Source organism: Prochlorococcus sp. MIT2308, assembly GCF_059772345.1.
The window spans coordinates 1,813,066-1,838,026 of the sequence record NZ_CM186283.1; the positions used below are offsets into that span (position 1 = coordinate 1,813,066).

The 24,961-nt window shown below is 36.5% G+C and carries 29 protein-coding genes; 14 read left to right on the forward strand and 15 right to left on the reverse strand.

Going from position 1 to position 24,961, the window contains the following annotated elements:
* The first annotated feature begins 112 nt into the window (after positions 1 to 112).
* The 5 genes from AC6EIW_RS10350 to AC6EIW_RS10370 all read left to right on the forward strand — a co-directional run bounded on the left by AC6EIW_RS10350 (position 113) and on the right by AC6EIW_RS10370 (position 4,527).
* Positions 113 to 1,039, forward strand: coding sequence for a COX15/CtaA family protein (locus AC6EIW_RS10350; protein WP_498520520.1), 927 nt, complete (start codon positions 113 to 115; stop codon positions 1,037 to 1,039).
* Entirely contained in the window at positions 1,032 to 2,027 is a 996-nt protein-coding gene (locus AC6EIW_RS10355; RefSeq protein ID WP_498520521.1) for a heme o synthase, read from the forward strand. The genes AC6EIW_RS10350 and AC6EIW_RS10355 overlap by 8 nt, the downstream gene beginning before the upstream one ends.
* A gap of 99 nt (positions 2,028 to 2,126) precedes the next feature.
* Positions 2,127 to 3,140 carry an ABC transporter ATP-binding protein gene (locus AC6EIW_RS10360; RefSeq protein WP_498520522.1) on the forward strand — a complete coding sequence of 338 codons (1,014 nt, stop codon included), beginning with the start codon at positions 2,127 to 2,129 and terminating at the stop codon, positions 3,138 to 3,140.
* A gap of 29 nt (positions 3,141 to 3,169) precedes the next feature.
* Positions 3,170 to 4,024 carry an ABC transporter permease gene (locus AC6EIW_RS10365; RefSeq protein ID WP_498520523.1) on the forward strand — a complete coding sequence of 285 codons (855 nt, stop codon included), beginning with the start codon at positions 3,170 to 3,172 and terminating at the stop codon, positions 4,022 to 4,024.
* A 29-nt stretch (positions 4,025 to 4,053) separates the two neighbouring features.
* Entirely contained in the window at positions 4,054 to 4,527 is a 474-nt protein-coding gene (locus tag AC6EIW_RS10370) for a hypothetical protein (RefSeq protein ID WP_498520524.1), read from the forward strand.
* Positions 4,528 to 4,583: 56 nt separating this feature from the next.
* Here the strand turns inward: AC6EIW_RS10370 and groL are convergent, their stop codons facing one another.
* The gene (groL, locus tag AC6EIW_RS10375) at positions 4,584 to 6,275 is read right to left on the reverse strand and encodes a chaperonin GroEL (RefSeq protein WP_498520525.1); all 1,692 of its coding nucleotides are present in this window, start codon (positions 6,273 to 6,275) and stop codon (positions 4,584 to 4,586) included.
* Between the two features lie 128 nt (positions 6,276 to 6,403).
* Here groL and AC6EIW_RS10380 point away from each other — a divergent pair, with 128 nt between their 5' ends.
* Complete coding sequence (locus AC6EIW_RS10380) at positions 6,404 to 6,580, forward strand: hypothetical protein (protein WP_158466132.1); 177 nt, start codon at positions 6,404 to 6,406, stop codon at positions 6,578 to 6,580.
* Between the two features lie 7 nt (positions 6,581 to 6,587).
* Here AC6EIW_RS10380 and fabG read toward each other — a convergent pair whose 3' ends face one another.
* The gene (fabG, locus tag AC6EIW_RS10385) at positions 6,588 to 7,340 is read right to left on the reverse strand and encodes a 3-oxoacyl-[acyl-carrier-protein] reductase (RefSeq protein WP_498520526.1); all 753 of its coding nucleotides are present in this window, start codon (positions 7,338 to 7,340) and stop codon (positions 6,588 to 6,590) included.
* Between the two features lie 158 nt (positions 7,341 to 7,498).
* Between fabG and ispD the strand changes: the two genes are divergently transcribed.
* A complete protein-coding gene (gene ispD, locus AC6EIW_RS10390) occupies positions 7,499 to 8,176 on the forward strand; it encodes a 2-C-methyl-D-erythritol 4-phosphate cytidylyltransferase (RefSeq protein WP_498520527.1) in 678 nt (225 codons plus the stop codon).
* Here ispD and AC6EIW_RS10395 read toward each other — a convergent pair.
* Both AC6EIW_RS10395 and AC6EIW_RS10400 read right to left on the reverse strand, forming a co-directional pair.
* Complete coding sequence (locus tag AC6EIW_RS10395; protein ID WP_498520528.1) at positions 8,160 to 9,035, reverse strand: S66 peptidase family protein; 876 nt, start codon at positions 9,033 to 9,035, stop codon at positions 8,160 to 8,162. The two genes, ispD and AC6EIW_RS10395, sit on opposite strands and share 17 nt — an antisense overlap.
* A 25-nt stretch (positions 9,036 to 9,060) precedes the next feature.
* A complete protein-coding gene (locus AC6EIW_RS10400; protein ID WP_498521649.1) occupies positions 9,061 to 9,927 on the reverse strand; it encodes a 4-hydroxybenzoate polyprenyltransferase in 867 nt (288 codons plus the stop codon).
* Positions 9,928 to 10,036: 109 nt separating this feature from the next.
* Between AC6EIW_RS10400 and AC6EIW_RS10405 the strand changes: the two genes are divergently transcribed.
* Positions 10,037 to 11,671 (forward strand): Ppx/GppA phosphatase family protein, encoded by a 1,635-nt coding sequence (locus AC6EIW_RS10405; RefSeq protein WP_498520529.1) that lies wholly within the window; start codon positions 10,037 to 10,039, stop codon positions 11,669 to 11,671.
* Positions 11,672 to 11,677: 6 nt separating this feature from the next.
* Here the strand turns inward: AC6EIW_RS10405 and AC6EIW_RS10410 are convergent, their stop codons facing one another.
* The 5 genes from AC6EIW_RS10410 to petC all read right to left on the reverse strand — a co-directional run bounded on the left by AC6EIW_RS10410 (position 11,678) and on the right by petC (position 15,479).
* Entirely contained in the window at positions 11,678 to 12,178 is a 501-nt protein-coding gene (locus AC6EIW_RS10410) for a helix-turn-helix domain-containing protein (RefSeq protein ID WP_498520530.1), read from the reverse strand.
* 117 nt (positions 12,179 to 12,295) lie between these two features.
* Positions 12,296 to 13,048 carry a precorrin-4 C(11)-methyltransferase gene (gene cobM, locus AC6EIW_RS10415; protein WP_498520531.1) on the reverse strand — a complete coding sequence of 251 codons (753 nt, stop codon included), beginning with the start codon at positions 13,046 to 13,048 and terminating at the stop codon, positions 12,296 to 12,298.
* Entirely contained in the window at positions 13,045 to 13,956 is a 912-nt protein-coding gene (gene lgt, locus AC6EIW_RS10420; RefSeq protein ID WP_498520532.1) for a prolipoprotein diacylglyceryl transferase, read from the reverse strand. The genes cobM and lgt overlap by 4 nt, the downstream gene beginning before the upstream one ends.
* 13 nt (positions 13,957 to 13,969) lie before the next feature.
* On the reverse strand, positions 13,970 to 14,935 hold the full coding sequence (gene petA, locus AC6EIW_RS10425) for a cytochrome f (protein WP_498520533.1): 966 nt from the start codon (positions 14,933 to 14,935) through the stop codon (positions 13,970 to 13,972).
* A gap of 7 nt (positions 14,936 to 14,942) precedes the next feature.
* Positions 14,943 to 15,479 carry a cytochrome b6-f complex iron-sulfur subunit gene (gene petC / locus AC6EIW_RS10430; RefSeq protein WP_498506820.1) on the reverse strand — a complete coding sequence of 179 codons (537 nt, stop codon included), beginning with the start codon at positions 15,477 to 15,479 and terminating at the stop codon, positions 14,943 to 14,945.
* Positions 15,480 to 15,562: 83 nt separating this feature from the next.
* Here petC and AC6EIW_RS10435 point away from each other — a divergent pair, with 83 nt between their 5' ends.
* Positions 15,563 to 15,925, forward strand: coding sequence for a DUF3067 family protein (locus AC6EIW_RS10435; RefSeq protein ID WP_498520534.1), 363 nt, complete (start codon positions 15,563 to 15,565; stop codon positions 15,923 to 15,925).
* On the opposite strand, the gene tatC is transcribed toward AC6EIW_RS10435, so the two are convergent.
* The 3 genes from tatC to AC6EIW_RS10450 form a co-directional block, all read right to left on the reverse strand.
* The gene (tatC, locus tag AC6EIW_RS10440) at positions 15,891 to 16,610 is read right to left on the reverse strand and encodes a twin-arginine translocase subunit TatC (RefSeq protein ID WP_498520535.1); all 720 of its coding nucleotides are present in this window, start codon (positions 16,608 to 16,610) and stop codon (positions 15,891 to 15,893) included. The two genes, AC6EIW_RS10435 and tatC, sit on opposite strands and share 35 nt — an antisense overlap.
* Before the next feature lie 229 nt (positions 16,611 to 16,839).
* Entirely contained in the window at positions 16,840 to 17,091 is a 252-nt protein-coding gene (locus tag AC6EIW_RS10445; RefSeq protein ID WP_498462311.1) for a hypothetical protein, read from the reverse strand.
* Positions 17,092 to 17,133: 42 nt separating this feature from the next.
* A complete protein-coding gene (locus tag AC6EIW_RS10450; protein ID WP_498520536.1) occupies positions 17,134 to 18,837 on the reverse strand; it encodes an Rqc2 family fibronectin-binding protein in 1,704 nt (567 codons plus the stop codon).
* Positions 18,838 to 18,905: 68 nt separating this feature from the next.
* Here AC6EIW_RS10450 and gmk point away from each other — a divergent pair, with 68 nt between their 5' ends.
* Positions 18,906 to 19,466 (forward strand): guanylate kinase, encoded by a 561-nt coding sequence (gene gmk, locus AC6EIW_RS10455; protein ID WP_498520537.1) that lies wholly within the window; start codon positions 18,906 to 18,908, stop codon positions 19,464 to 19,466.
* Between the two features lie 17 nt (positions 19,467 to 19,483).
* Here the strand turns inward: gmk and psaJ are convergent, their stop codons facing one another.
* Both psaJ and AC6EIW_RS10465 read right to left on the reverse strand, forming a co-directional pair.
* Positions 19,484 to 19,621, reverse strand: coding sequence for a photosystem I reaction center subunit IX (psaJ, locus tag AC6EIW_RS10460; protein WP_498462314.1), 138 nt, complete (start codon positions 19,619 to 19,621; stop codon positions 19,484 to 19,486).
* 46 nt (positions 19,622 to 19,667) lie between these two features.
* The gene (locus AC6EIW_RS10465; RefSeq protein ID WP_498520538.1) at positions 19,668 to 20,222 is read right to left on the reverse strand and encodes a Photosystem I reaction center subunit III; all 555 of its coding nucleotides are present in this window, start codon (positions 20,220 to 20,222) and stop codon (positions 19,668 to 19,670) included.
* Between the two features lie 73 nt (positions 20,223 to 20,295).
* Between AC6EIW_RS10465 and tsaD the strand changes: the two genes are divergently transcribed.
* From tsaD to AC6EIW_RS10485, 4 genes are all read left to right on the forward strand, one after another.
* Positions 20,296 to 21,366, forward strand: coding sequence for a tRNA (adenosine(37)-N6)-threonylcarbamoyltransferase complex transferase subunit TsaD (tsaD, locus tag AC6EIW_RS10470; protein ID WP_498520539.1), 1,071 nt, complete (start codon positions 20,296 to 20,298; stop codon positions 21,364 to 21,366).
* Between the two features lie 29 nt (positions 21,367 to 21,395).
* Complete coding sequence (locus tag AC6EIW_RS10475) at positions 21,396 to 21,578, forward strand: high light inducible protein (RefSeq protein WP_498520540.1); 183 nt, start codon at positions 21,396 to 21,398, stop codon at positions 21,576 to 21,578.
* Positions 21,579 to 21,682: 104 nt separating this feature from the next.
* Positions 21,683 to 22,150: a DUF1643 domain-containing protein gene (locus tag AC6EIW_RS10480; protein ID WP_498520541.1), complete on the forward strand. Its 468-nt coding sequence runs from the start codon at positions 21,683 to 21,685 to the stop codon at positions 22,148 to 22,150.
* Positions 22,151 to 22,313: 163 nt separating this feature from the next.
* Positions 22,314 to 23,558 carry a cation:proton antiporter gene (locus tag AC6EIW_RS10485; RefSeq protein WP_498520542.1) on the forward strand — a complete coding sequence of 415 codons (1,245 nt, stop codon included), beginning with the start codon at positions 22,314 to 22,316 and terminating at the stop codon, positions 23,556 to 23,558.
* On the opposite strand, the gene gltX is transcribed toward AC6EIW_RS10485, so the two are convergent.
* Positions 23,514 to 24,944, reverse strand: coding sequence for a glutamate--tRNA ligase (gene gltX, locus AC6EIW_RS10490; protein ID WP_498521650.1), 1,431 nt, complete (start codon positions 24,942 to 24,944; stop codon positions 23,514 to 23,516). The two genes, AC6EIW_RS10485 and gltX, sit on opposite strands and share 45 nt — an antisense overlap.
* Positions 24,945 to 24,961 lie beyond the last annotated feature (17 nt).

Below are 24,961 nucleotides of genomic sequence, written 5' to 3' on the forward strand. Positions count from 1 at the left end.
AATAATTTTTTTTTTAAAGACAATCTTTATGTTGCAGTCCTTTTATTCAGGTGACGTGTACAAAGTAATCGCTACGTTGAATTAATAATGATCTTGATGGATTTTTGCATACGTGCAGGTTATTTATCCACCAAAGCCACTCTTTAGATTGGGCCAACTTGCCGCTCATGTGGTGGTTGCACTGATCACTCTTGTCGTGATTGGAGGTGCAACAAGAGTTATGGAGGCTGGCCTTGCTTGCCCAGACTGGCCTTTATGTTATGGGTCGTTTTTACCTGGGAGGCAAATGAACTTACAAGTCTTCTTGGAATGGTTTCATCGTTTAGATGCATTTTTTGTAGGGATTGTTTTAATTGCTCAATTTGTGCTGTCTTTACGTTGGGCAAAAACTTTACCTACATGGCTTCCTTGGACCTATGGATTCTTAACTTTATTGGTTGCTTTTCAGGGTTTTTTAGGTGCTTTGACAGTACTGCAGCTATTGCCATCTCTAATCGTCATGGCTCATCTTGCAGTTGCACTCACTCTTGTTGCAATCATGAGTGGCGTGACTCAACAACTACTCAACCCTGGCAAGTCACTTTTTCCACTTTGGCTTCGTTCCCTTGGATTCTTATCTCTTTTTTCAGTTGTAGCTCAGTCTTTATTGGGTAGTCGGGTGGCAACCTCGTGGGCAGCGCAAAGATGCTTGGCTTTTGGAGATTCTTGCAATCTTTTAGGGATGCACCGTTCTAGTGCTGTCCTGGTGAGCTTTTTGGTGATTTTATTCGTAATTGTTTCATCTTTTCAGAGAGATGTTCTTGCTAAGCAGTGGCCTTATCTTTTGACGATTGTTTCTTTGATCATCTTACAAATCTTATTAGGTGTTTTTTCTATTCATCTAAGCATGAGTCAACCTGGTCTTATAATTGGTCATCAACTAATTGCCTGCTTGTTAGTGGCCGTAATAGCAGCATTGAATTTTAAAGGTAGAGGAATTGATGAATCTTCTCAATCATTTCTTTTAAATCAATCAACTTTGGAGACATGTCATGGTTAGCTCTACATCAGATGTAATTTCACAGCCCGTTAATCGCGAGGAAATCGTTCCTTCTAGAAAGCGAATTAAACTTCCAGCTTGGTTAGAGGTTGCCAAACCAAGATTAATTCCTCTATTACTGGCAACCACTGTTGGTGGAATGGCTCTTTCGGAGGAATGGCCATTACCCTCTCCAAGATTGGTATGCACTTTGGGTGGAGGAGCTCTTGCGGCTGCAGCCGCAGGAGCTCTTAATTGCTTGTGGGAGCAAGACCTCGATAAGCGAATGAAACGCACCAGTAATAGAGCATTGCCCTCTGGTCGCCTTTCTCAGTCTTCTGTTTTTATTGGAGCAATTGCTTGTACACTTGCTGCTTCAACCCTTTTGGTAAGTGGAGTTAACTGTTTGGCAGCAGGACTTACTCTTTTAGGACTTTGTAGTTATGTTCTACTATATACAGCATTCTTAAAACCTAGAACTTCTCAAAATATAGTTTTCGGAGGAGTCGCTGGAGCAATTCCCCCTCTTGTAGGAGCTTCGGCAGCAGCAGGCCATATTGGATTGGGTGGTTGGTGGCTATTCTCCTTGGTAATGGTTTGGACTCCAGCACATTTTTGGGCTCTGGCCATATTATTAAGAGAGGACTATCGATCTGTTGGTATACCTATGCTCCCAACAGTAAGCGGCCCATTTGTTACGGCAAAAGCTATATCTGTTTATGGCTATCTAACAGTCTTTCTAAGTTTTTTAGGGTGCTTTGTCTTGCCCGCAGGAGGCTTGTTATATGGAATGTTATTACTACCCTATAATTCAAGGCTTCTTCAATTGGTCTCCAGATTAAGAGATAATCCGGAGGACTTAGATAGGGCTAAGGGTTTGTTTAGGTGGTCTATCCTTTATATGTTTGGAGTTTGTTTTTTGCTTGTTATTAGTAGATTGGAGGTATCAATTGTTTTTAATGATCAGTTGATAGCTTTAATTAAAGACTTCTCAATGATATTTTCGTAAATCTATAAAATTAAAATAAAAATTTTACAACCTTGCTTAGTCATATTAATTAGACTTTGTTAGGTGATATTAACTTGTTTTTAGGCAATCTGTTTTTAGATGTTTTTCATCCAACTAAGAGATTTATTTAAGTCTTATGGCCCTGTCAGGGCTCTAGATGGACTTAACCTTGAAGTTCCAAAAGGTTCTTTGTATGGTTTGTTAGGCCCAAACGGAGCAGGTAAAAGCACTGCAATTAGAATTATCTGTACTCTTCTTGCCCCTGATTCTGGCCATGTTGAGGTTGGGGGACTTGATGCTTTGTTTGAGGAAAAAGAAATTAGGCGCAAATTGGGTTATGTCGCTCAAGATGTTGCAATCGATAAAATACTTACTGGTAGAGAATTGCTGCAGCTTCATGGAGACCTTTATCATCTAGACAGCAAACGTAAGAGAAAGAGAATTGACGAATTGATTCAGAGACTAGATATGCATGAATGGATTGATAGAAGATGTGGTTCTTTTTCGGGAGGAATGAAAAGAAGACTTGATCTTGCCTCAGGATTGTTGCATGAACCAGAATTATTGATTCTTGATGAACCTACTGTTGGGTTGGACATAGAAAGTCGATCGGTTATTTGGGACTTATTGAAGGAACTTAGAAATAAGGAAACTACTATTCTTTTAAGTAGTCATTATCTCGAGGAGGTAGATGAGTTGGCAGATGAGATGGCTATTGTTGATAAGGGAAAGGTCATTGCTAGTGGAAAACCGGATGATTTAAAAAAAGAACTTGGTGGTGACAGAGTTACACTTAGGGTGCGAGAGTTTAGTGATGAAGTAGAGGCTGAATCTGTAAGGAAATTAATTAAAAATATCAATGGGGTATCAAATGTAGTAGTGAATCAAAAGCAAGGATACTCTTTAAATTTTTTAGTTCAAAGTAATAATGTTATCTCAAATCTTTCGAGTCATCTTTCAAAAGAAAATTTTGAAGTCTTTGCACTTTCTCACAGTAGACCAAGTTTAGATGATGTTTATTTGCAAGCAACTGGTAAAACTCTTATGGACGCTGAATTAGAACTTGCTGGTAAAAGAGATTTAAATCTTGAGAAAAAGAAATCGATGCGTTAATTAATCGTATTACTCCTAAATTATTAGACATGATCACTACTAATCCATCAATTCCTAAGGATAAGCAATCTAGAAATGATTTGAATGAAATGTTACAAGAGACTTCTGCATTGACATGGAGGCTTTTCATTCAACTAATTCGAAGACCTTCAACATTATTTGCAGGAATCCTTCAGCCTTTAATATGGCTTTTGCTTTTTGCAGCGTTATTCTCTAATGCTCCCATAGATTTTTTGCCAGGGAACAGTAGCTATGGAGAATTTCTTGGCGCAGGTTTAATAGTCTTTACTGCTTTTAGTGGAGCTCTTAATGCAGGACTACCTGTGATGTTTGATCGAGAATTTGGTTTCCTTAATCGATTGTTAGTTGCTCCATTGACAAGTAGGAGTTCAATTGTAATTTCTTCAGTCATCTATATAACTACTATTAGCCTTTTGCAGAGTTTCGCAATAATGGCAACTTCTGCTCTTTTAGGTTATGGCTGGCCAAGTCTGGGAGGTTTCCTTCTGATAGCAATAACCCTATTATTATTGGTATTTGCAATAACTGGTTTAAGTCTTGGATTGGCCTTTATATTGCCTGGACATATAGAGCTAATTGCGATTATCTTTATTGCTAATCTACCTGTTCTTTTCGCAAGCACAGCATTGGCCCCCATATCTTTCATGCCTAAATGGCTTGGATGGATGGCATCGATTAATCCATTAACATTTGCGATTGAACCGATACGATTGGCATATCAAAATTCTGTAGATCTAAAATTAGTTTTAATCAATGCTCCCTATGGAGAAATAAATGGATATTCTTGCTTATTAATTCTATTTGTTCTTACAATTGGGTTGTTTTTTCTTATTAGACCTCTTTTAAATCGCAAACTTGCTTGATAATCTTAGTCTAGAGATTGAGAAGAACCTTGGATTCTAGAAAGTATCATCTAAAAAAACAAATCATAGACGCTCTAAAGGCCAATGACAGTAATTTACACTCTCTCCTGAAATCTCAATGGGCACATCGTTTTGGAGTCGAAAGTTTGGAAGAATTGGAAAATTTAGATTTAAACCAGTTGAATCAACAACCTAATAATTTAAATAATCAAAACATAGATAAACTAGAAGAAAATTCGTTCGATGTTGATGAACCAAATAATATCAATAATTACGAAACTAAAGAAAAAGAAATCAAAACCGAAGAGTTTAAGCCAACTAAGGATGGGATTGATGAATCGTTTAAAATTAAATCCGATGAAATAATCAATAAAGAAAATGATGGATACAAGGCTGAGAGTTCAATCATTGACAACAAAATTAATTCTCAGATTGAAGCTTTAATACCCTTACCACCTAAACCTAAATATAGTTATCTTAGGAAGTGGTTATTAAGAAAATAAATTTAAATTGATGTTTGGTCTTTTTTTAATTTGAAAGTATAGACCTTTTCACTTCCTTACATCATTCCTGGCATACCCATACCACCCATACCACCCATACCACCCATACCACCCATACCACCCATACCACCCATACCACCCATTGGGTCTCCGCCTTCAGCACCTGGTGCTGCTGGTGGTTCAGGTTTGTCTGCAATAACAACTTCAGTTGTTATTAAAAGTGAGGCTATTGAGACAGCATCTTGAAGTGCAAGTCGTATTACCTTTGAAGCATCTAATATTCCTGCTTCAAGTAAATCAACATACTCTCCAGTTTGTGCATTAAAGCCTTTACCCAATCTCTTGATGTCTGAGACAACAACATCTCCGTTAAATCCAGCATTTATAGCTATCTGTTTGGTTGGAGCCGTCAATGCTCTTTTTATGATTTCAACTCCGGTTCTTTGATCACCTTCAAGCTTTTTGGATAAATCTTCAAGCCCTTCACTTAATTCTAAGAGAGTAGTTCCACCCCCTGCCACAATCCCTTCCTCAATAGCTGCACGAGTTGCATTTAGAGCATCCTCAATCCTGAGCTTTCTGTTCTTTAGTTCAGTTTCAGTAGGAGCTCCCACTTTTATTACGGCTACACCTCCTGCAAGCTTAGCGATTCGCTCGTTTAACTTCTCTTGGTCATACTCAGAATCTGTTTCATCAAGCTCTCTCTTTATAGAGGCAATGCGATTAGATAATTCGGTGGTTTGATTCTCATTTGCGACAATTGTTGTGCTGTCTTTTGTAATTGTTACCCTTCTAGCTTGACCTAGATCAGAGATTTGAACTTTCTCAAGACTCATTGCTTTGTCTTCACTAATTAATGTACCGCCAGTAAGCACAGCAATATCTCCTAGGGCAGCTTTTCTCCTCTCTCCAAAAGAGGGGGCTCTGACTGCTGCCACTTGTAAAACGCCGCGGTTTTTGTTTACTACAAGCGTAGCTAATGCTTCACCTTCTACTTCTTCGGCAAGAATTATTAGGGGAGTTCCATTCTTCTGAACAGTTTCCAGAACTGGAATGAGATCGGCGATGGATGAAATTTTTTTGTCAGTTATTAGTATTGAGGGGTTTTCAAATTCACAAATTAAGCGATCTTCATCAGTAACAAAATATGGTGAGCTATAACCCCTATCGAAAGCCATCCCCTCAGTGATATCTAGCTCAGTAGCTAGAGACTTGGATTCTTCAACTGTTATTACTCCATCAAAACTTACCTTGTCTATTGCATCTGCAATCATTGAACCTATTTCCTCATCTCCACCAGCACTCACTGTTGCAACTTGTTTAATAGCATCACCACTGACTGATTTGCTTTTTTCCTTGAGATCATCAACGATTTGAGCTACTGCCTTTTCCATGCCCCGTCTTAATTCGATTGGGCTTGCTCCAGCTGCAGTGTTTCTCAACCCTTCTTGAACCATGAATTGAGCTAAAACTGTTGCAGTGGTTGTGCCATCGCCAGCTTTTTCTTTCGTTTTTGAAGCAACTTGTTCAATAAGCTTTGCTCCTATGTTTTCAAAAGGATCTTCAAGATCTATTTCCTTAGCGATAGTTACTCCGTCATTAACGATATCTGGGGCTCCAAATTTTTTTTCAATAACTACATTTCTACCCTTAGGTCCAATTGTGACTTTTAAAGCATTGGCTAAGTTGTTTACTCCTTTTTCTAGAGCACCACGTGATTCGTCTGAAAAACTTAGAAGTTTTGCCATATTTGTTTTGAATTAGTCTTAATCTCCCATAGGAAACACACATTAGGGGAGGCTAAATAAGTGGGGAAAGCCGAATCGAAATTCATAAATTATTCCCAATTTTTGCAGAAGGTAGTTAGTGTCAACATATGAATGATCCTGGGGCTTTATTTTTTATTCTCATGGCTGGCTTGGCCGGGACTATGACTTTGATTTATTTCCCTTTGAGGATATTTCTTACGGCTACGGCGAGAAGTAGAAGACTAAAATTATTGCAAAGGATAAGAAGATTGAGAGATGAATTAGGTCAGCCCATACAAAATTGAAATTAGCTCAACTCATAACCATTCCACCATCAACTTGAATTGTCTGGCCGGTTATGTAAGCTGCTGATGGATCTGCTGCAAGAAATCTCACTGCCCCTGCAACGTCCTCAGGATTTCCGAATCTTCCAAGCGGAATAGCAGAAAGAATCGGTTCACTGTTTAGATCCTTTGTCATATCAGTTGAAATAAAACCGGGTGCGACTGCATTTACAGTAATTCCTCTGCTTGCGAACTCTTTCGCAGCACTTTGTGTAAGACCTACTACTCCGGCCTTGGCTGCAGAATAATTTGCTTGCCCTGGGTTGCCCATCAACCCCACCACAGAAGTTATGTTGATAATCCTTCCTTTTTTTTGCTTCAACATTTGCCTAGAGACAGCTCTTGTACAATAAAAAACACCACTCAAGTTAAGATCTAAAACTTTCTGCCAATCGTTAGTTTTCATTCTCATTAGAAGTCCATCTTTAGTTATTCCTGCGTTATTGACCAAAACATCAATTTTATTATTTTTCTCCAAAACTGTTTTGATTAATTCATTTACCGAGTTTTCATCAGAAATATCAGCTTGAAGAGGGTATGCCTTCCCTCCAAAAGAGCTTATTTCTGATACCACTTTATTTGCATTCTCCAAAGATGAAGAATAATTGATTATTACTTCTGCTCCCTCTTTTGCTAAAAGAATTGCAATAGCCTTACCAATACCCCTGCTGGCTCCAGTAACAATTGCAGTCTGACCTTCAAGTAATTTTGATAATGTCATGATTTTATGGTTTTAAAATTGTTAAAATCGAATAATTATTTTATTTAACTTACTATTGAGTCACTTGCTTTTTGAAAAGACTTTAAGCTAAGACGCTAAAAATAGTCATTTTTACTGTCGAATATATTAAATAGATAATTAATAGAGAGGAATTAGTTGTGCATTTGTTAATTGCTGCTGCAGGAAGTGGGAATCGAATGGGTGCTGATAGAAATAAACTCCTTTTGAAGGTTGCAGGTAAAACAGTTTTAGAGTGGACTTTGAAAGCAGCTTTCGACTCTAAAACAATTACTTGGATTGGAATTATTGGACAACCGAAAGACAAAAATTCAATATGTTCAATTTTTGTTAACTCAGTAAAGTCAATTCAATGGATTAATGGGGGATCAACAAGACAGCAATCAGTTCAGTTGGGATTAGCTGCCCTTCCAAGTGATGCTAAGTCTGTCCTGATTCATGATGGAGCAAGATGCTTGGTGAAATCATTTGTTTTCGATGAAATCTCAAAGATTGTTTCCAAGGGCCAAGCTGTTATTGCCGCGTCAAAAGTAACGGACACAATTAAAAAGGTTGATAAAGATGGTGAAATTATTGAGAGCCCTCCTCGCTCAGATTTGTGGTCTGCTCAGACACCTCAGGGTTTTCCCGTAAACAAACTGAAGCATGCACATAGTGAAGCAATTGCAAAAGGGTGGGATGTAACCGATGATGCATCCTTATTTGAACGCTTGGAATTACCAGTGAAAATATATGATGCTGGACCTTCGAATATTAAAGTGACAACTCCATTTGATCTTGTGATTGCAGAGTCTTTATTGTCTACTTTAAAAGACTAAGACTCCCTAAGTCGCCATTCAAGATAGCTTGCCTACCTAGTGGAAGTGATGCATTCCCACAGCAATGTCCGATTGGCAAATTTGAAACAATTGGAATTTTAAGATCTTGTGTTCGATCTTTGAAAATATCAAGAAGCTCAAACGTCTTGCTTCCCTCGACGTCTATCTCATTATCACAATAAGTAAACGAGCCAAAACCCAGGCCAGACAGCTGTTGTAAAACTCCAGCCAATCTTAAGTGAGTTAGCATTCTGTCGATTCTATACGGAGCCTCTCCTATATCTTCGATGATTAGTATTGATTTGTTGAAATTTGGTAGATGTTGAGTCCCTATCAAGTGAGTAAGTACAGTGAGGTTGCCAACTATTAGGTGCCCCTTTGAGATGCCGCCTCCCCATGGGTCTCCATAAATATCTGGTACAGAATTACCAAACAAAATTGATTTAAGTCTGTTTTTACTCCAGCCTGGTTCGGAACCCAAAGTTGTAATAAGGGGACCATGAACTCCTCCCTGAAACCCACCTGCGAGCCGTGCAAGAAGTATTGAAGTTAAATCAGAAAATCCAATCAACCAGCCTTCTCTCCATGGTTGTTTTTTTTCAAGCAATCTCGCCGATCCCCAGCCACCTCTGGCAAAAGCTAAAAGAGGGTAATGATTATTTGAGTGTAAGTTATTGAATCTAACTTCATCATTGCCTGCTAAATACCCCCATGATCTATCTACTGCATCGAAATCGTTGCATATTAAACCCCAATCCTCAAGGACTTTTATTCCGGACAGTAGATCTTCTTTTTTACTTATTGGCGAACTTGCGGCAACTATGTGGAAAAGATCGCCTTTCTTTAGAGGAGCAGTCATTTGCGAATATCGCTAAAGAGATTGATTAAATAAGCTTGCTTAACACCATGCCGAGAAGTAAAAAGCTGCCAATACGAACTTGATTGCTGAAATGCGAACCTGAACTTTTAATACCTTTTGGTTTTGAATTTAATAAGATAACTTCTCTTTGCATTGCCAATGTTGCTATCAACCAAAAAGGCCAAAACGTTAATCCTAAATTTGCTTTGAAAGCACCAAAAGCTAAAAGGAAACAGGTTGAAAAGTAGCAAAAAGAAACGGTTTTTATTGACCCTTTACCTAGACTGATAGCGCTACTGTTTAGACCAATTAATTTGTCATCAATCTCATCGGCCATCGCGTAAACAGTATCAAAGCCAAAAGTCCAAAATATTGTTGCAAACCAACAAAACAACAATTGTAGCCCTCCTGCTAATGAGGATTCACTTGCTGCCCAGGGAATCAGAACTGAAAATCCCCAGCAAATTGAGAGAATAAGTTGGGGAAATTTAAACCATCTTTTTGCTGATGGATAAAGAAGAATAAAAGGTAATGAAAGTGTCGCAAGTTGAAGGCATAAATTTCTACTTTCTGTCGGGATATATAGAACTACGATAAGACTAAAAAACAACATTAAAATTAATAGTATCCATGCAGCCTTAAGAGATACCTTCCCATTAGCTAATGGTCGTTCTTTTGTCCTCCTCACCTTTTTGTCAAATTGTCTGTCCCAAATATCATTTGCAATACATCCAGCACCACTTACAAATAATCCACCTAAAATTATTAATCCCAAAATAAATATGGATGGGGGGGCTGAGGGGGCTAACCAAAGAGACCAGCCAGCTGGAATTAGAAGTATCAATCTTCCGCTGGGTTTATTCCATCTAAGAAGTTGAAAATAATATCTCATTTTTTTTGTAAGAAGATTACTCACGAAAATTTAAATTGATAATCATTTATAAGGCCTTCTCAATGGGGTGCTGAGAGTGTCAGAGTATTGAGGTTAAACCTACTAATATATGTTAGGTGACTCAATAGATAATTCCTCTAAACGGAATATTATCGAATTGGATCTTGGGGAAAATCAAGATACTGAGTTATGTCGTGTAGCAACAATAGATATTGGCACTAACTCAACGCATCTCTTAATTGCAAAGCTTGAGCCAAAATTAAATACTTTTAGTATTGAACTTGCTGAGAAATCAACAACAAGACTTGGCGAGAGAGACCCTGGTAATGGAGAACTTACATCCATTGCTATGACAAGGGCATTCTCAACATTAAAGAGATTTAAGGACTTATCAGAAAGCTATAAAGTTGATAGCCTTCTTATTGCTGCTACAAGTGCGGTTCGAGAAGCACCAAATGGAAAAATCTTTATATCTGAGATAAAAAAGAAGATAGGCTTAGATGTTGAATTGATAAGCGGAGCAGAGGAAGCAAGATTGATTTATCTAGGTGTCCTTTCCGGGATGCAATTTGGAAATAAACCCCATTTAGTTCTTGATATTGGAGGAGGTTCGACAGAATTAATCCTTGCTGATAGATCTGAGGCAAGAGCATTAACAAGTACCAAGATTGGAGCAGTAAGATTACAAAGAGAATTTATTAAAAAAGATCCGATATCTTCTCAAACTGAATTATTTTTAAGGTCATTTATTAGAGGCTCTATGGAGTCAGCAATTGATAAGATATCTAAGAGGATTGAAGTAGGTGAAAAGCCCGTCTTAGTGGCAACTAGTGGAACTGCCATGGCTATTGGGGAATTAATCTCTAACAAAGAAAATCATATTCAGTCAAAATTGCAAGGGTATAAAATTTCCAAAAATAATTTAGATATTATTGTAAATCAATTAATAAAAATGACACCTTCTGAAAGGAGTAATTTATCCTCATTAAGTGAAAGAAGATCTGAAATTATTGTCCCGGGGGCTTTGATTTTGCAAACGATAATGAATATGGTGAATGTTAATGAGATTGTTTTAAGTGAAAGAGCTCTTCGTGAAGGTTTGGTAGTTGATTGGATGTGTCGTAATAATTATTTAAAAGATCAGTTGGGCTTTCAAGGGTCAATAAGAGAAAGAACAGTAATACATCAATCAAAAAGATTTGGTGTTAACTCAAAAAGATCAAAAAGAGTTTCGGAATTTGCTCTTGCTTTTTATGATAAGACCCGAGGGGTTTTGCATCATGATAATGGTGAAGGTAGAGATCTTTTGTGGGCAGCAGCCAGGCTTCATGCCTGTGGCAAACATATAAATATTGGAGCTTATCATAAGCATTCGTGGTATTTAATAAGGCATGGAGAGCTCTTAGGTTACTCTCAAGCTGAGCATTTAATGGTCGCGGCTATTGCTAGGTATCACAGGAAAAGTTTTCCTAAAAAAAGACATGAATCTTGGCAATCTTTGATAGATGAAAGACATAAAAACTTAGTAAATGAAATGTCTTTACTTCTTCGCCTTTCATGCGCTTTGGATAGAAGACCAGAACCTTTGATATCAAAGATAGTGATTGAAGCTAACAATAACAAAGTTGATATAGAATTGATTCCTAATGACTTAGGCCAGAATTTAGATCTTGAGAAATGGAGTTTTAAGAAGGCACTTTTACTAATCAAAAAAGTTAAAGATGTTGATATAAATATACTTTAAAATACTTTAAAAATATGTTTCTCTTTCCAATAAAAAGATATTACTTTGCCGGGGATTATTAATTGAATCATTTTGAAAACTTTGTATATATTTTAGTGCAATTACTGAAGTAAATAATCCTAGGACTCCAGACAAAATCACAAAAATAAATGGGTTGAAATGTTTTTTCTTCCTTGCATTTTTCTTTTTAATTAATGGGTTCGGCTTCGCTACATTTTTTTTCTTTTCATTCAGTTCATCAAGAACAAAACTTGTATCTAAGTTCAATTTCTCAGCGATACGTCGAACCATTGCTCTTATAAAAACCTTCTCAGGAAGTGATTGTTCATCACCTTCTTCAAGTGCGACCAATTGTTCTTTCCCAATTCTAAGTGATGAGGATAATTCTTCTACTGAAAGATTTCTCCCTTGCCTTGCTTCCCTTAGGAATTCACCAACTTTTTGTAAGGGAGACTTTTTATTTGCGATAAAGGAATTATCGCTTTTGATGCCATCACTTTGTTCCAATTAAAAAACTTTTTGTTGTTAATTTTATTCTAAAGGGTTTGTAAAGTCGTACATCTCGAAAAAATAATTTAAATCTATCTTTGAATACTTTGAAATAGGTTTATTACTTCTTTCACTTTAGTTAGGTCGAAATAAATGAGAATGTGTGGGACTATAAAGTTTTGATCTTTTATGAGCTAGCTTTAATGTTGGACTAATTATGTATAACGTTGTTCTAATTAATTTTTTTTCTCTAGAGGTTTTTGCCATTTCAGTCAAAGGTACAACTTTTGTCCATTCGTCTGGCCAAGTGACTCTATAAGCAATAGCGACAGGAGTATTAGCAGGGTAATACTTTATAAGGATAGATTGAACTTCTTCTACATGTCTTGCACTTAGGTAAAGACATAAAGAAGACTGAATAGACGCTAGCTTTTGAAGGCTTTCCTTCTCTGGTTTACCTGTTCTGCCATCTGCTCTACTGAGTATTATTGTTTGTGTTAAATCTGGAATTGTTAGCTCGAAACCTAATTTTGCCGCTGTTGCTTGATAGGCACTTACTCCAGGAACTATTTCTACCTCAATACCTTCATCGTTTAATCTACATATTTGTTCTGATATCGCTCCATACAAGCAAGGATCACCATCATGCAGACGAACAATTTTTTTACCTTCCCTGTGCTTTTTAATTAAGATTGAAATGATCTCCTCAAGAGTTAATGAACTTGTCTTTATTTTTTCACAATCATTTTTAACAATTTTTGTTATTTCTATAGGAATTAGAGAGTCTGTCCAAACCAAAACCTCAGCTGTTTTTAACCTTTCTTGAGCTCTGATTGTCAACAAGTCTAAAGCACCTGGACCCGCTCCGACAATTGAAATTGAACTCATTTCTTTCTCCCATTAATTAATGAAGGATCGGGAAGTGCTTTTTTTGAAATATAAAGTCTCCATATCCCCAACAAACCAGCACTCATTAAAAATAAGCTAATCAATTGTGCCATTCGAACACCGCCTTCGCAAAAAGGCGCCGTTCCTCCTAAACAGAGAGGGTCTATTCTTAAGGCTTCTATCCAAACTCTTCCTAAGCTGTAGCTTATTAGATAAATGCAACTTAGGCTGCCAGAGGGCAGCCTAAGTTCATTGTTATTTGACCTTTTAAAAAGAAAAATTAATGTTCCAAAAACAAAAATATTCCATAATGATTCGTAGAGAAAAGTAGGGTGAAAATAAGTCTGTGAAGAGAATATTTCAGGTCTAAATTCATAAGGTATAAATAATTTCCAAGGTAAGTTAGTAGGAATTCCAAAAGCTTCGTTGTTAAAAAAATTTCCCCATCTACCTATTGCTTGGCCTAATGCAACTGAAGGAACTAAAACATCAATAACATCCCAAAAAGATTCTTTACGCCAACGGCAAAAAAATATTACGGATAATGTGCCCATTATTAGAGCACCATGAATTGCGATTCCTCCTCCCCATATCTCCAAAGCAGTTGGTATTGGTATATTGAAATTGAAAAAATTAATTGAACTCCAGAAATTTCTACCTGTGTAGTTTTTCCATTCAAATGCTACATAATAAATTCTTGCACCGATTACTGAAGCCAGAACTAAAATAGGGAGTAAATCATTTATTAGACTTTTTTTTAATCCTTTTTTGGTTGCTAATTCACCAGATAGATTAAGTCCTACCAAAACTGAAATAGCTATTAAGAAACCGTACCACTTCAATGAAAAAGGACCTAGATGAACCAACTCTGGCCCAGGTGATCTAAGCGCTATTAATATATTCTCCATCAATTCTTTGAATTTATATTCCTTCTGCAGCTTGTACTTTTTCTACCTGTTTCTTTTTAAGAACAAGCATTATTTGTGATAACCCAACTCCTATAAAGAAAATAATCATTCCAATAACTCTTGCTTTACTTTGTAAAACAATTTCTTTGTCAAGTTGACCAAAACCTCCAACGTTAGGGTCTTCAGTTAATCTTTCACCTTTCTCAATAGTGTCACCTTCTTTTATTAATAATGAAGTCCCTGCAGGAAGATTTTCAGTGAAACTTTCGCCTTCTTCATTGTTTAGATTAATTATTTTTGTTCCATCTTCATTAGTTTCTATTGAAGTGATTGTCCCTGAATTTGTTGCAGTGAATAAGTTATTATTGCTCTTTTCACCAGTCGGATAAACTTGACCTCTTCCTCTATTCCCTCCTACGTGAATTGAATACTTTCCAAAATTATAATTTTTGTCTTTTCTTGGATCAGGAGATAAAACAGGGAATACAATTTCCCTGTTTTGATCTCCAGGTAAAGGACCTACTAAAAGTATATTTTCTTGTTCCTCGCTGTATTGAGTGAAGTAGACACCTTGTGTCTCTTCTCTTATTTCATCAGTCCATCTATCTTGAGGAGCAAGCTTAAATCCATCTGGAAGCATTACAACTGCTCCAACTTGGAGAGGAACTTTGCTTCCATCAGCTCCAATCTCTTGTAAGTCCTTTTTATAAGGTATCTCTACTACTGTTTTGAAAACACTATCAGCAGCAACTGCCTGAGGCACTTCAGCTCTTGTAGGCATACTTGCCACATGACAATTAGCGCAAACAATTTTTCCCGTTGCCTCTCTGGGATTTTCAAATTTTTGTTGAGCCCAAAAAGGGTATGCCCAAGTTGGTTGAGGAACTATAAATATTGAAAACCCAATAAAAACAGAGAAGAGAAAAAATTTTAATGAACGACTCATGGTTTTTGAAATAGTATTGAAATTTTTTTTCATTTATTGATCAACCCCACCAAGGATCAGTACCAGTTCGAAAATCAGTTTCTGTCCACTGACTTACGAGAACTTGGTCATCCTCAACTGAAACATGAGCTATTGCTAGAGATAAGGGTGCTGGACCTCTGACTACTTTCCCTGTCGAATCGTATTGACTTCCATGACATGGACACATATATTTATTTGCTCCGCTATTCCATGGAACTACACAACCTAGGTGAGTACAAATCGCATTAATTCCGTAACTAGTAATTGCATCCTCGCCTTCAACAATAAGGTAAGTCGGATCACCCTTAAGTCCTTGCACCAAGCTTCTGTCACCAACTGGATGGGTTGATAACCAACCACTTGCACTTACATTATTACCTAGCTCATCCTTTGCATTCGTTCCGCCGCTGCCGCCGCCTGCCCTATATGGGGTGAAATATTGGGCTACTGGATATAAAGCTCCTAAAGCGACCCCTGTAACAGTTCCAAAGGTAAGCAGATTCATGAACTGCCTTCTGCCCATTGAGGGCACATCTGCAGTTGTCATTTGTGTCATTACAGACGTTCACCTATACATAGATATTAGACCAGAATGGACACATAAAGGGTTATTAATCTCCGCGAAGACTAGGTTTTGAAATGAGTTTTGAATTTAATTCGTCAAATTCTGGTCGTTCCTCTTCTTCAACTCCACTGGAGCCAGAAGAAGTAATGCAGTGCTTAAGAAGGCGTTGGGGCGTAACATATGATTTGAGATTGTTAATAAAAAGAGACCGTATTTATTTACAAATGATGTGGGGGTTCTTAGAACAACAATCTTTCCCGCTGGATGAGGAGACCTATAAAGAAAATTTGAATCGAACCTTAGAAATTATTAATCGAGCAGGGCAATCTGATTTTGTAAGGAAATGGTTAAAAAATGTTCAAGCAAAACCAAGACTAGGCAGAGCTATCACTTTACCTTTGCCTATGGATCCCAGGATGGATGAATTTGTCCTTTGAGATTTGTTGTTAAAGCAACTAACCCAATTCCAACAAAAAACAAAAAAGTTATCGATGTTGATAGAAGAAGCATCGTTATTGGATCAGTTGATGGAGTTAAAACAGCTCCTGCAATGGCTGAGGCCATAACAACTAATCTCCATGTAGATAACATCTTTTTCCAAGAGATTATTTCAAAGAAACCTAAAATGAATTGAAGAATTGGCAACTGGAAGGCTAAACCAGTTGAAAGCATAAGTAGAAGGACAAAATCTAAATATTTTTCTATTGACCAGATTGGCTCAACCACATCGGCACCATAACTTATTAAAAATGACAAGGCTGCAGGTATCAAAGCTTTCCAGGCAAAGAAAATTCCTAAGAAAAATAAAATTGCTGACCCTGCAACTGAGGGAGCTATGAGAAGTTTCTCTTTTTTAGTTAGACCAGGAAGGATGAATTTTAAAAATTGGTAAAGGATGAATGGGAGAGAAATAGTAAGCCCGCCATAACCTGCAACTTTTATTGAAGTAAATAAAAATTCGCCAGGTGCTACCTGTAAAAATTGTATTTTTCCTGCGGGTATCTCTAATGCCTGTACAAGTTTCCTAACAAATAGTAAGCAAAAACCTGAAGATAGAAGAATTGCAATGAGACTCTTTAGTATCCTTTGGCGAAGTTCTTCTAGGTGATCAACTAAAGGCATCTCAAGTGATTCAGATACCTCAGTTGAACTCTCTTTTCCTTTTATCTTGATAGGAGGAGGAGCTTTAAAAATATTTTCTTTTTTGTTGGAGCTGTTCAGATTAATTTAGTTAATAGATTTATTTTAGTAGAAAATTGAGTTTTCAATCATGTAATAAATTTTATCTAGATTTTTAAAAAAGAATTAATTATATAAACTTTTGGTCATTAGTCCATAAGGTCAAATTAATTTATTTGGTTTTTGTTGGATCAGGCAATATAAAAGGAGGGCAATCATTCAGCGATGATTCACCATAACTAGCATATTCTTTGTAGCCACCCATTTTCCCATTGGTTTTCATTAAAGCGCTGGTAAATGCTAATAAAAGGAAGACTGTTGGAGCTCCAATAATTAGTGCTGCTCCAAATGCATATCCAATTAAAAATTCGGGGAAAGAATGATTACCGAGAAATTCATGAGTCCCCAGCAAAAAGTCAATCATTTTTCATCTTGTCTAATGAAGTCGATATTAATTCATTGAAGTTCACTTGTGGTGGAAATATTTCTGTGCTCGCTCTGTTTTCCCCCAAATCACCTTGCCTCCTCTATGGCTAACAGTTCCAGGTAAAGCTCCTGAAATTCGTTGTAGATTTTCAATTGGAGTCATTATAATTGGAACTAACTTGTTACCTCGGGCCCTGCTAAAAAAAGAAGCCAAATCAGCAGCTAGCTGAATATCTTTTTCATCTGCAAGTCCATTTGATGATTTAAGTACAATGTGGCTTCCGGGTATTTCTTGAGCATGAAACCAAATATCTCCTTTTTTCCCTTTCTTTAAACTTATTAACTCGTTTTGCCTGTTGTTAGATCCTATTTGAATTGTTAGACCGCTAGGACTTTGGATCTCTTTTATGTTTGATGAGCTTCCCTTCTTTTTACTTAATTTAAATTTAGAATTATTTTTTTTGATGCAAACATATTCTTCTACTTCTTCTTTAAGTTCAATAATTGAATCTAGTTTGTTTTTCAGATCCTCATTTTTTTCATATAGAAATGAATCAAGAAATGATTCACAGCATTGAATCTCTGATATTTTTTTCTTGTGGAAATCGATTCTATTTAAAATTGAATCCCTAGATCTTTTTTTTCTTTTAGCTTCTTTGAAGAGAGTTTGAGCTTCAATTATTTGCTTTTTTGTTGGAGATTGTAAGGTGAGAAGGTTTCTTGCCTTGTTTTGCATGTTTATATATTCAGAAATATTTTTAATTAGGAATTTCTGAACATTTAGTTTCCTGATTTCATCAACTTTTGATTTCTCGAGATCTTGCTTTAGTTTTTCTCTAATAGAATTTATTTTTCTTTCTGCAATCTTATTTGAATAATAGATACTAAGTTTTAGCCCTATTTTTATATCTTGAGGATTTGATTTTCTTTGCCCCCACACAATGAAATCCGTTGGACCTTTGAAATTAATCGTGAAATTATTATTCTCAATATCTAATAGCCACTTTTTCCATTTTTTATATATTGCTTTCCATGTTTTTAATTCAATACTTGTTACTGGTTGATTTATTAGTTTAAGTGCATCGTTATAACTATTGCTTGCAATTTGTAATGTTAAAGCAGGACTTATTCCTTGATAAGTATCTTTAAGACTATTCTTAAATGTTGATGGTACTAAGCATATATTATTTTTCCATGAATAGAATGATTCAGAGTATTCAGGGGTTAATCCTTTAAGAGGTGGAGGTGACGTATAGATATCTCCTGTTCCTATTGGCCTTAATCTTGATTGACTCTCTTTTATTTTTTTCCCAAGAGTAATTACTTTACCTGTTCTGTCTAAAAGTAAAATATTACTGTGCCTTCCCATGAGTTCAACTACCAATTCTTTTTCTATTTCTTCCCCAGGTCTACTAGAAAATCTAAACCTTACTATTCTTTCGAAACCATTTTGCTTTATTTCAACTAAAGCTAAATTGACTAATAAATGTTTTAATTGTTTCGCTAATGTACTTTTTTCACCATATCTTTTTGGAGGCGGTATTGATACAATCCTTGGGGATTCAGCAAGCCAACTTATTTCTATCCATGTGAGTCTTTCAATGGTTCTAAATCCTAATTGAATAGTATTTGAATCGATTTGCTGTGCATTTTCAAATCGACTTGGAACTATATCTTGGCTAAGTTCAAATACAACCGCTTTAAGGGTTGTTAAGTCCATTATTTGAATTGGAACTTTGTTCATCTATCATCCTTTTAATTTAATAGATAATGTAATTAACCTTTGGTAGGTAAATTAGATACCATTCAGTTATGTCTTGTTTAGGAAATCTTACTGTTATTACTGGCCCAAGCGGGGTAGGTAAAGGAACAATTGTTAGGAAAATCCTCGAAAGTCATAGTGATGTATGGCTTTCAATTTCTGCTACTACTCGCCAGCCAAGATCTGGAGAAATAGAGGGAGAGCATTATTTTTTCTTAGAAAAGACAAATTTTCTAGAAATAATAGATAAAAACGGTTTTCTCGAATGGGCTTCATTCTCCAATAACTTATATGGAACTCCCAAAAAAATAGTTAAAGAAAAAATAGAAGAAGGAACGAATGTCCTTCTTGAAATTGAATTAGAGGGTGCTCGACAAATTCGAAAATCTTTTCCTGAAGCATTACAAATATTTTTAGCACCACCAAATTTATCAGAACTTGAAAAAAGAATTAGAGGTAGAGGAACCGAGACTGAAGAATCTATTAGGGATCGTTTAGCAATAGCAAATAAAGAGCTTATTGCGAAAAAAGAGTTTGACGCAGTAGTTATCAATGAAGATATAGAAAAAGCCTTCAAGGAAATTGAAGGCTTAATGGGATTAAAAACTTAAATCTAATTAATTAGATTTTAAAAAGACATTGGGTGGAAAAGTAAGTCAGGAACAAATCTATTGAATTCAACAATGATACTTGCTGTAATAAAGATCCAAATTGTCGCTACCACTGGAGCGGATCTAAACCATTTGGTACGGAATAATTGAAACATGATTGAAAAATTTTAGGTGATTTTTAATTTGATAAATAATTATTTATCATCTTGGACCGTTAAGAGTGACATTATTGTCTCTTTCTCTCAGCTCACCATTCTTGCCCTCTCTATTGGCTTGTAAAGGCCAGGCAGCGCCTCTTTTTAAGCATTGCCAAGCTAAATCGGTATCTATAATAATTTCGTATTCTGCAGCGTTCTTTTTTCCTCTAACAGCTCTTACATATTCCCTTCCTGACCAACCAATAATTCCAGCTATGTAAATGAACATTACTCCTGGAATGAGAAGATCTCCCTCATGACCTCTGTTGAACCATGCGCCCCAGGGCTCAATAGGAGGACCAATTATTAAATGAGGAAGTCCGTCATCGCCACATAGAGCTTTGCTATATCTTTCAAATCTTTTTATTGCCTGATCTGTTGTCGCTGCGCTTGCTCTTTCTTGGAAACGGGCATTCTCAGAGCAAGATACTAGAGCAGAAGCTGTAAAATCTGTAGGAGCTCTGTCAGCATTTAGTGCTGGGCCTGGCCTAGCGTTAGCTACTGGTGCTATTCCTAAGAAAAGGAATGTTGAAAGCAGAATTGATAAAAGACGACTCATGAGTTCAGATTTTTATCTGTTGCCCTGTTTTAATGGGATTTCAGTATTAAACTTAGTGGATAACTAGCGATAAATGTCAATAATTTTGTCCCTCGAAACAAGTTGTGACGAGTCCGCGGCAGCTTTAGTTTCTAATGAAAAAGGAAAAATTGATTTGTTGGCTAATGAAATAGCTTCACAAGTTGAGGAACACACCAATTGGGGTGGGGTGGTTCCAGAAATTGCATCAAGAAGACATTTGGAAAATCTTCCATTTTTAATTGAAAAAGTTTTTGCAAAATCAAAACTACAAATAAAAGATATAGATGCGATAGCAGCAACTGTTACTCCAGGATTATCAGGTTCACTTTTAGTTGGATCAATTACGGCGAGAACTTTAGCTAATTTGCATCAAATTCCATTTTTAGGAATACATCACTTGGAAGGCCATCTTTCATCAATTTATTTATCGAAAAATCATCCACAACCTCCTTTCCTAGTCTTATTGGTAAGTGGAGGTCATACTGAATTAATCAAAGTAGATGCTCAGCATAAGTATCAACGTCTTGGTAGAAGTCATGATGATGCGGCTGGAGAAGCTTTTGATAAGGTTGCTAGACTTCTGGGACTGTCTTATCCAGGGGGACCAGCTATTCAAAAAAAAGCTGAATCTGGAGATCCAAAAAAATTCTTATTTCCAAAAGGTAGAGTATCTAAGCCAGGCGGTGGTTTTTATCCATATGACTTTTCTTTTAGTGGTTTGAAAACTGCTGTTTTTCGCCAGATAGAAAAGCTCAAGTCGGAAAACAAAAAATTACCAGTAGAAGATATTGCTGCGAGCTTTGAACAGGTGGTAGCTGAGGTTTTAGTCGAGAGGAGCCTGCGTTGTGCTCTTGATCAAGGTCTAAATTCTCTTGTTTTGGTTGGAGGGGTTGCGGCAAATGTGCGATTAAGGAAAATGATGATTTCCCAAGCATCTAAAAATTCAATTAACGTTGCTCTTGCCCCCATGGAATTTTGTACTGATAATGCCGCAATGATTGGGGCGGCAGCTTTGTTAAGATTATCATCAAATAGCATCGAAAGTTCAATTGAATTAGGTGTTTCAGCTCGATGGCCTTTAGAAAAATCTAATTTGCTTTACGATTCCAAGCCTCCTTTTTAATTAATACTTTGACGATTTAATTTTTTCTTATGTCTTTAAATCAAGGAAATCAAACACATAAATCCACTAGGCCTGCAAGCTCAAGTGAAATTAATTCTTGGAAAAGAGGATTCACTCCTCAAGCTGAAATATGGAATGGTCGAATGGCTATTGCAGGTTTGATTATTGTATTGACTATTCTTATAGGATCTAATTTGATTTTATCTAGCTAGAAAGATAGTTTAAATTAATAGTAATGATTTAGGGTTAAGTTTTTTTGTCATTTTGCTTATTTAGTAAATGCAGTTACTATCGATGGATCTTAAAAAGAGAGTCTTTGACTGGTAAAAAGACGGTAGTTTTTATCGGCTTAAATCCTTCAAATGCTAATTCATCTAAGAATGATAGGACTCTCACTAGGATAATTAATTTTTGTTCAAGATGGAATTATAAGAATATTTATGTAATAAATTTATTCGGATTAATTTCAAAGTCTCCTTTACAGTTATCAAAAAGCAAAGATCCAATTGGCAGAAATAATGATTTAATTACTCTAGCAACATTACAATTTTGGCGGAAAAATATTAATTGTGATTTGTGGTTGGGCTGGGGTGATAAAGGTCAATTAAATGGACGTGATCATGACGTACTAGAAATGATTAAACATATCTCAAATTTGAAGTCCACTGAAAATAATAGTCCTAAACGTATTTTAAGTTTGGGTCTCAGTAAAAAAGGAAACCCTTTGCATCCTCTTTATATGCCTAATGAATCATTTTTAAGACCATTTGGCCAGAAATTTTAAATTGTTTTGTCAGGTGTTTTTTAAATTAGAATGTATAAACAATATAAGGATTGAAAGTGTTGCTATTGTAGAAGAATATGTAATTAAAACTATCTTATTAACTTATTTATTTTCTTAGGCAGATTTAATGGATACTCTCTTATGCCTTCATTGCTAGTTATTTATGACTCCTGAGAGGCTGGGCTTGCTCTGGGGAATCACAGTTTTTTCTGGGGCTGGAGCAAGACTGTTATCAGTCATAACAGGTCTTCCTGGGGTTGTTTTGTTATTGCTATCTGGCTTGTTGATAGGGAGATCAGGTCTTGGATTAGTTGAACCATTAGATCTTGGAAAGGGGTTGGAGACAATAGTAGGTTTACTAGTAAGCCTTGTTTTATTTGATGGTGGTTTAAACCTTCGATTTCCTGGAGGTGCTATTAAGTCAATAGTTTTAAGAATTTCTTCAATAAGATTAATCATTTCATTGGCAGCTGGCTTCTTTGCTGCTCATTGGTTTTCTGGACTTGGCTGGTCAGTAGCAGGTGTTTATAGTGCAATTGTTCTTGCTACCGGACCAACAGTTGTAACTCCATTGGTTCGACAAATTCGACTTGCATCACCACTAAGTGATGTTCTGGAAGCTGAAGGGTTGATACTCGAGCCTATTGGAGCAGTGCTTGCACTTTTGTTGTTAGAGCTTGTTGTTGGAGATTTGCATGGCTGGAGAGAGCTACTCTTTGGATTGCTTTCAAGGCTTGGAGGAGGAGTCTTGTTTGGATCAATTGCCGGTCTTTTGCTTTCAGAAGGATTAAAACGCTTACGATCTGAACCTTATGTAGGGATCAGGTTGCAACTAACTCTTGGTGTCATCTTCTTGCTTTATGGAGTATGCGAATGGTTATTACCTGAATCAGGATTGCCTGCATCTGTTGCAGCAGGATTTGTTGTAGGACAAAGGCCCTCTACAGAGGCGAATGAACTTGATAAGTTAATTAGAGAATTAGCTCAGTTAGCAATTACTATGCTTTTCCCTTTGTTGGCAGCAGATGTCTCATGGGGGGAATTGAGCCCTTTGGGATGGGGAGGTATCACTTGCGTGCTTTTTTTGATGATTGTAGTGAGACCAATTGCTGTATGGATAGCCACCTATGGATTACCTCTTGATAATAAACAAAGATTGTTTCTTGGTTGGTTGGCTCCCCGTGGAATAGTGACTGCAGCAGTTGCTTCTTTGTTTTCCATTAGATTGGAGCAGGCAGGTGTTTTAGGGGCTGGAAAACTTCAGGGATTAGTGTTTTTGACAATATTAATGACAGTAGGCATACAAGGTTTAACAGCTCAACCGTTAGCAAAAATGTTGGGTTTATTAGATGAAAGTAAAGATTTAAATGAAGCGACTAATTCGGGTTCTATCTTTACTGAATCTTGAGAGTAGAACCCAGCTTTGAATTAAGTCAGGCCCATTAAGAGTTCCAAAAAGTGCTGCTCGAAGACTTTTCATCACAAGCCCTTTCTTCACTGAGCAGCTTTTTGTAGCTTGATTGATTAAATCAAGAGCTTCATCTTTGGTAGTTAATGAAGCATTTAAGCTTTCAAGTTTTTCAAAAACAAACTTTAAAATTACTTTTGCTTCTTTTAGTTCTAATTGCTTCTTTCCGTCAGTATTTAATTTGGGCTCTTCAAAAAAAGGTTTAGCTTGATCAACTCCATCATTAATGAGAACCATAGATGGTCCAATTAAATCAACGAGATGAATTCCCCATTCTTGACTTGGGATGTGCCATCCATTCTCTTTAAATAAAGGATTTAAATTTTCTAATAGTGTTTCGGCTGGCATTTCATGGATTACTTGAGAGTTTAGCCAGTTCAATTTATCCCAATCAAATTTTGCTGAGGCTTTATTAACCTTTTTAAAACTGAAAATTTCTGAGATTTCTGAGATTTTAAATCTCTCATTAATCCCCTCTGGAGGAGACCAGCCAAGAAGAGTCATGTAGTTTGCCATTGCTTCAGATGTGTAACCCATTTTCTTGAATTCAGAGATTGAAGTAACCCCATCTCTTTTTGAAAGTTTTTTACCTTCAGAATTAAGAATTAAAGGAGTATGAGCGAAAATTGGAATTTTGAGATCTAGAGCTTCGTAAAGAAGAATTTGCTTTGCTGTATTCGCAAGATGATCTTCTCCCCTTATTACATGGGAAATGTTCATTGCTGAATCATCAGCTACAACAACTAAATTGTATAAGGGGTCACCAATTAAATCTGCTGGTGCTCTTCTCGCAATTACCATGTCACCGCCTAAATCTTTACCACTCCAAGTCATTTCACCTCTAATTAAGTCATTCCATGAAATTAATTTTTGATCACTGATTTTGAATCTGATAACGGGTTCTCTTCCCTCGTCTATGTATCTTGATTCTTGCGCTGGAGTTAAATTTCTGTGCCTATTATCGTGTTTAGGAGCTAAACCACTTCTCCTTTGAGATTCTCTCATTTCATCTAGTTCCTCTTCTGAGGCGAAACACTTATAGGCAAACCCCTTATTGAGAAGAGTCTTTATGATTTGTTTATGTTCTTTTATTCTCTCACTTTGAATGGTTGGGGATTCATCCCAGTTTATCCCTAGCCATTGGAGACCTTCATAGATATTTTGTATATATTCCTCTTTAGATCTTTCCATATCAGTGTCTTCTATTCTCAGGAGAAAAGATCCACCTTCTTTTTTTGCAAATAGCCAATTAAAAAGTGCTGTTCTAGCCGTTCCTAGATGAAGTGTTCCTGTTGGACTCGGTGCCAGTCTTACCCTAACTGTCAATGCTCTAAATCGATTTA